Consider the following 6937-nt stretch of genomic DNA (forward strand, 5'->3'; position numbering starts at 1 on the left):
GATGGGCGCAAGCCTTGGGATGGGCGCAAGCCTTGGGATGGGCGCAAGCCTTGCGATGGGCGCAAGCCTTGCGATGGGCGCAAGCCTTGGGATGGGCGCAAGCCTTGGGATGGGCGCAAGCCTTGGGATGGGCGCAAGCCTTGCGATGGGCGCAAGCCTTGCGCCCCTACTACTGGTTGTCAAAAATCTATCCCTGTGATTTGCAGGTATGATTAACATAATACAATTGTGCTTAATATGAAATAATGTAGGGTGCGTTAACATTCGTGTAACGCACCGACAATTACTCGTATTTATAGCAATGACCAAATAGATGTTAACAGTTATTATCATGAAAAGCCCCCCGAGTTTGCGGGGGGGAAGGGGCAGGGCTGTTTCGTTCTTGACAAAGAAAATGGTGAGGAGGAGCACCGGAGCAGGGAGCTTCTGAGCAGGGAGAGGGGATTTTTTGCTAATAATAAATCACCTTTTTTCTAATAATAGCTAAAAAGAGCGTCAACTTTTGTGGTGTCTAGCTTCTAGCTTACGAAAAATTTTAGAACGAAACAGCCCTGGGGGAAGGGGGGATCTGTAAATATAAATATTGTTAACAGTACAACGCTCATTGCTATAAATAAAGCGGTTTTATAAACTGGATTTGGTATAATTCACTCAAAGAAACTGAAGCTCACGCCTACCCCCGGTGCTATAATCATCAACAAACTACTAATTTTGTTTCATGGATAGGGCGCAAGCCGAAGATGAGGGCGCAAGCCGAAGATGAGGGCGCAAGCCGAAGATGAGGGCGCAAGTATGAGCGCCCCTACTACTATTGGTTGTCAAAAATCTATCCCTGTGATTTGCAGGTATGATTAATATAAATATAAGTGTGTTTAATCTGAAATAATGTAGGGTGCGTTAACATTCGTGTAACGCACCGATAATCATCTGGTACTCAAAGAAAATCTGTTTATAGCAATGAGCCAATAGATGTTGACAAAAATGATGAAAAGCCCCCCTTAGTAAGGGGGGTTGGGGGGAAAAGTTAGTGATAAATGTTGTTAACACGAACTACTGCTATAATTAGTGACAGGGAACAGGTAACATTGAAACATAGTTGATGAAAGTCCTAAGATGTAGGATCGCTCATGTTTGCTCCCCCTATATAATAGTAATATGATGTAGGGGCGCAAGGCTTGCGCCCCTGACGGGGTGACAACTTTCGTTAAACTCATATCTTGCACTCCTAAAAAAGTACTATAGCAAGCTCGCCAATAGATGTTGACAAAAATGATGAAAAGCCCCCCTTAGTAAGGGGGGTTGGGGGGAAAAGTTAGTAATAAATGTTGTTAACACGAACTACTGCTATAAATAGGCCAACAGGCGAGAATCAATTTTTAAGCGCGATCGCATTAATTCTCTTACTCATTACTCATTACTTCAAAACTCATTACTCCTTACTCATTACTTCAAAACTCAACCTCCACCAGCAACTTTTGGGCTTTGGTGCAAGATCTGAGTATAACTTTCCTTCTGCTGTATGCTATATGGATTACCTCATTTTTCTTATAAGAATACTGTAGGGTGCGAAGCACGAAGTGTAACGCACCGCTAATTATATCGTATTCAGTTGAAATAACCAAGAAACTCCTTAGTTGCCATAGTAGGGTCAGATGCAGCCATAATCGCCCTGACTACGGCTACCCGAGTCGCACCAGCCTCAAGAACTTCAGAAACATTACTCAAATCAATACCACCAATGGCATACCAAGGCATAGGGGAATTAGAGACGGCATAGCGAACATAATCTAAACCAGTAGCGGCTTTATCCTGTTTAGTAGGGGTTTGGTACACTGGACCTACACCTATATAGTCAGCCCCTTGCGCGATCGCCCGTTCCATTTCTTGGGGGTTAGTAGTAGAGAGACCTACAATAGCTTGAGGGCCGAGAATTTGCCGCGCTAAGGCAATAGGAAAATCTGTTTGTCCTAAGTGTACACCATCAGCTTCCACAGCTAAAGCTAAATCTAGGCGGTCATTAACAATAAATAAAGCATTATATTGGGAACAGAGTTGACGAAGTTTAGTTGCCACCTTCAATCTAATCTGGTCATCACTATGTTTATCGCGATATTGTACTAAAGATAGTCCTCCCTGTAAGGCAGCTTCAACAATAGACAATAAATTCTCTTGAGGAGAAGTAACTAAATAGAGGGGAGATGCTTGGAGTTTTTGACGGCGATTTAGTCTCAGTAAGTCAGTTTCTAGAGTATAGACTTGGTAGCGCATTTGTTTAGCAGATTTCCCTAAATCCGAGTCATACAATTTTCCATACTCTTCTAATACCCTTAAAGCTTCTTGTACCCTACCGATATTTGCTTCTAAAACTTTGTCTATATTAGCGCGATATTCTTCTTGGGGATGAGATAAACTGGTACCAGTATCTCCGGGGGTATCTCGATACATTTTGATTTGAGAAGTATGCCAACTAGCAATTGATTGGCGCATCTGTTTACATATCTCAGCCTTATGGCTATCATTAAGACCAAAGCGACACCATTCTTCAATGACTCTGATACCTTCCCTAGCGCGGTCTAAATTAGCATCTAGGATGCGTAAAATTTTACCATCCAGTTGATTTTGGTTAATTATGTTCATCTATTTAACTCAAATTAGATATATTTATTTCCCGTTTGCTGTAGGGTAAATCTTGATTAATCGCGGCGATTTCTTCGGCTTCTGCTTCATTGATTTCATCAATATAGTTATGGAGAATTTGACTCATACGCTGGTCGTAGAAACGGTGTAAACTGTGGTTAGGAGTAGCAGGAAAGCCACGACGACGCTTATGTCTACCTCCAGCGCCTGGGTCAAACATGTTAATCCCTTCGGAGATCGCCCATTCTATCGGTTTATAATAACAAGCTTCAAAATGCAAACAATCATATTCTTGAAAACATCCCCAATAACGACCGTAGAGATTTTCCCCTTTGCGCAGACAAAAAGACATACCCACAGGTTTTTGAGGATTATCTTCGCTATAGGCAGCGACTAAAACGACACGATGACTATAATTAGGATAGAGTTGGGCAAAGAATTGGCGAGTTAAATACTTACTACCTCCCCAAAACTTATCACAGGTACTGCTATAGAAGCGATAAATGAGAGGAAATAGATGATGGGGAATATCATCACCAGTTAAGACACGCATTTCTAAGCCAGCTTTAGCCACAGCTTTGCGTTCTCTTTTGATATTGCGACGCTGATTAGTGTTAAATTGTTGTAGATAGCCATCAAAATTAGTAAAACTTTGATTACTCCAAATATAGCTATAGTGTAGCCAACCGCGAAAACCGTAATTTTCCATTTGCGATCGCCAACTTGGTTCAGCATAGAGAAAATGACAACCATAAATTCTATTTTGGGCACAAAAATGGTCAATTGCCGATACCATCAACTCAGTCATTGCCGCTTCATCTACATCTGGCGCCATTAAGAAGCGATATCCCACGGCAGGAGTAAAGGGAGACATTCCTAACAACTTAGGATAGTAAGGCACTCCGAGGCGATAAGATAAATCAGCCCATTGATGGTCAAAAACAAATTCTCCGTAACTGTGACTTTTAATATATAGTGGTGCTGCTGCCACCAACTCTTGTTGCTTCCACACTGTCAAATGAGAGGGTTGCCAACCAGTGCGGGGCGTAGCACTTCCCGAAGTTTCAAGATTATGGAGCCATTCCCATTCTAAAAAAGGTGTTGACAAAGGAAGTGCTAAAGCATCCCAGGCTTGTTGGGGTATTTCTGCCATTTTCCCCATCCACCTAAAAGAATATTGAGGTTTAACTTGTTTGAGCATAGCAATTTTTGAAGTTATCACTATGACTATGTTAGTTGATTTAGCTAAAATAATCAGGAGAAAGAGAGCGACAAAAGAGCGATCGCTCTTTTACTCATAAATTTACCGCCTACTGTCAAAAGAACCACATTATGTCCTAATGTCAACAAATACTGCTATAGCTTTCGATAATGGAGAAAAATTTCTTGACCTACTTGTTTAACTTCCAATAATTCTAAAGCTTGAGGAGAAGGTAAACCCAAACCATCTAGAGGAGTTGGGGCTTCTTTACCCCCCAAAATAAAGGGACAAACAGTGAGCCAAAATTCATCTAACAAGTCTTCCTCTGCTAAACTAGCCACTAAATCCCCTCCCCCTAATATGCCTAATTTGTAAATCCCCAAATCAGATAATTGTCTAAAAACTTCATGCCAATTAATTTGCTTATTTTCACCCTGAGAAATAATTAGACGTTCAAAATAAGCATCACCAGAGTTGTGCCATAACTTGCTCCCCTCTTCGGTAGTTATTAACCAACGGGGAATAATTTGTTGAAAAAAAGGCAATTCAGGAGAAATCAACCCAGAAGCTGAAACAACAATACTGATAGGTTGCCATTGAGAGTTAGGTATCGTTATAGTTGTACCATAAGCTCTCAGAGTTCCTGCACCAAACAAAAGGGCATCTAACTGAACAATTTGCTCTCTTAAATGCTGTTTATCAGCTTTTGAGGCAAAATTAATCCGAGAGCGATTTTTATCGGCAATTTTGCCATCGGCAGTCATCGCCAAAATTACCATTGTTGTAATTTTCTTCATTTTGTTAAACTAAATTATTTATAAGTTAATATTCATGAGACATATTCCCCAATTTTCTTTTCGTCGCATTCTTTTACTTGGTTTATTTGGAATTACGGTGCCCATATTACTTGGAGGCATATATGTAACTTACAGAAAAGCACGTTCAGCATTTTTAGATACAGCGAGACAAAACTTAACAGAAAGTGCGATAAAAAAAGGAAAAGATATTGATATTTCTATTCAAGCATTGAGGACTCACTTAGTTACAGCAAGCGATAGTTCTATATTAAAAAATAATCAAAAAGAAGAATATAAACCTTTTTTGTATCAATTACAGCGAACTTTACCCAATCATGTAGATTGTGTTCAATTAATTGATATACAAGAGTTTCGAGTTGAAGGCAGCACCTGTGGTGAAGAAAAAATAACTAATTTAGATAATAAATGGCCTCTCAAACAAGAACAAATGCTCACAAATCCTCAAAATGTTTATATAGAGCAAATCTTACCAACTGTTGACGAAGAAGCCAGTAGAACTAATCAACTAGTCTTGTTACTAGCTACTCCAGTTTACAATCAAGACGGTGATTTAACCTCGGCTTTAGTTGTCAAAGCTGCCTTGTTAAAACAAGAAAAACCGGACCCTGGTATATTACTGGGTTATCCCGTGGTTATCAATCAACAGGATTTAATTATAGCCCATCCTCTACCCCATCAAGTAGGACGGAATATAAATGAACTGCCAGATGCCGAGAGACTACAAAATATCGTCAGAAATGCTAGTGCGGGAAGAGAAGATTTTCTACATCTTTTTGCTTTACAAAAAAATGGCATAGAAGTAGTAGCAGGCTACAGCGCCATTGCTAATCCCGTTACTCAAGAAGCTGGGCAAAAATGGATTATTTTGGCGGTAACACCTTTAGAAGATGCTTTATCACCTCTAGATTCTATTTGGCAAACTCTCTTGGGTATGGGAGTATTGATTATGACTATCAGTATGGGGGGTATGCTATTAGCGGCTCATATCTTAGCACGTCCTTTAGAAAAGTTAAGAGATTATGCCCTTAACAATGAACATTTAATGTCTAGTCAGCCAATTCCTCAAAATTTTTACATTAGAGAAGTCAGACAACTATCTCAAGCTTTAAATGAAATGATAGAGAAGTTAAAGACATGGGGTAAACAAGTAGAAAAATATTGGGAAGAAGCGAAAATTGCTAGTCAGTTAAAGAGTGAATTTCTCGCCACTACTTCCCATGAGTTGAGAACCCCTCTCAATGGTATTATTGGCTGTCTTCAATTGCTGAAAGATGAACTGTACGAAAATGAAATAGAAAAACAACAACTATTTAGTCAATCTGAAAAAGCAGCTTTTGACTTATTAAATTTAATCAATGATATTCTCGATATTTCTCGAATTGAAGCAGGTAAAATTTCTGTGAATCTTGAACCAGTAGAATTGAGTAAACTAGTTAAGGATGTCATCGAATTAGAACGTTTGAATATTGAAAACAAAGGCTTAAATATATCCTATTCTGGATTAAATCAAAATTTAACTGTTTGTGCTGACCCCTCCCGACTTAAGCAGGTTTTAAGAAATGTTATCTGTAATGCTATTAAATTTACTGAAAAAGGGGGCATTAATTTAGATATTTTGGTTGATAATCAATCACAAATAACCCCTAAATGTATAAAAACCTTGTCTCATAAATCTAATTTTGATTTCCTAGGCAAGGGTGATGCAGTGATAATTAATATCAAAGATACCGGGATTGGTATAGACCCTGAAAAACAAGATAAGTTATTCCGTCCTTTTGAAATGATTGATGCTTCTACAACTAGAAAATATGGCGGCACTGGCTTAGGTTTAGCGATTTCTCGTAACTTATTAGAACTTATGGGAGGTAACATCAGTTTATCTAGTTCTGGTCTTAATCAAGGTACACTTGTACAAATTCGCTTGCCATTGATTAAAATTGACCAACCCAACCAGGTGTTATCTAAAGATACCTCAGAGATACAAATAAAAGCTATAGCAGAAGGCAGAAGGCAGGAGGCAGGAGGCAGAAGGTAAAGGCTTACAGGACAAGGGGTTTGGCTTTCCTTATTGTCCTAAGCAACTCTTTCTTTGCTATACTTATATCTTGCACCAGAACAAGAGTACTAATTTTCCTGAAGAAAAGTTCATTTATTTGACAGCTAAAACTCAGATCTTGCACTCCCAAAAAAGTACAGAAATTGGCCAACAGACGAGAAACAATTTTTAACTTAGACCAAAGCACGCAAATACAAAAGTACTAAATAGGCCAACAGACGAGAA

Annotated in this window: 4 protein-coding genes; 1 reads left to right on the forward strand and 3 read right to left on the reverse strand. The window is 39.2% G+C overall.

The annotated features are described in order from the left end of the window. Positions 1-1605: 1605 nt before the first annotated feature. From MW688_RS19210 to MW688_RS19220, 3 genes are all read right to left on the reverse strand, one after another. A complete protein-coding gene (locus tag MW688_RS19210; RefSeq protein WP_486737626.1) occupies positions 1606-2637 on the reverse strand; it encodes a thiamine phosphate synthase in 1032 nt (343 codons plus the stop codon). Between the two features lie 4 nt (positions 2638-2641). Beyond that, positions 2642-3838 carry a GNAT family N-acetyltransferase gene (locus MW688_RS19215; RefSeq protein WP_486737627.1) on the reverse strand — a complete coding sequence of 399 codons (1197 nt, stop codon included), beginning with the start codon at positions 3836-3838 and terminating at the stop codon, positions 2642-2644. A 155-nt stretch (positions 3839-3993) separates the two neighbouring features. Beyond that, the gene (locus MW688_RS19220; RefSeq protein ID WP_486737628.1) at positions 3994-4635 is read right to left on the reverse strand and encodes a RibD family protein; all 642 of its coding nucleotides are present in this window, start codon (positions 4633-4635) and stop codon (positions 3994-3996) included. A gap of 34 nt (positions 4636-4669) precedes the next feature. Here MW688_RS19220 and MW688_RS19225 point away from each other — a divergent pair, with 34 nt between their 5' ends. After that, a complete protein-coding gene (locus tag MW688_RS19225; protein WP_486737629.1) occupies positions 4670-6691 on the forward strand; it encodes a sensor histidine kinase in 2022 nt (673 codons plus the stop codon). Positions 6692-6937 lie beyond the last annotated feature (246 nt).

This window comes from Johannesbaptistia floridana, from assembly GCF_057440575.1.

What these genes read in the sequence shown, in the direction of transcription:
- MW688_RS19210 (WP_486737626.1), bottom strand. Translation starts at nt 2,637, where the DNA reads ATGAACATAATTAACCAAAATCAACTGGATGGTAAAATTTTACGCATC.
- MW688_RS19215 (WP_486737627.1), bottom strand. Translation starts at nt 3,838, where the DNA reads ATGCTCAAACAAGTTAAACCTCAATATTCTTTTAGGTGGATGGGGAAA.
- MW688_RS19220 (WP_486737628.1), bottom strand. Translation starts at nt 4,635, where the DNA reads ATGAAGAAAATTACAACAATGGTAATTTTGGCGATGACTGCCGATGGC.
- MW688_RS19225 (WP_486737629.1), top strand. Translation starts at nt 4,670, where the DNA reads ATGAGACATATTCCCCAATTTTCTTTTCGTCGCATTCTTTTACTTGGT.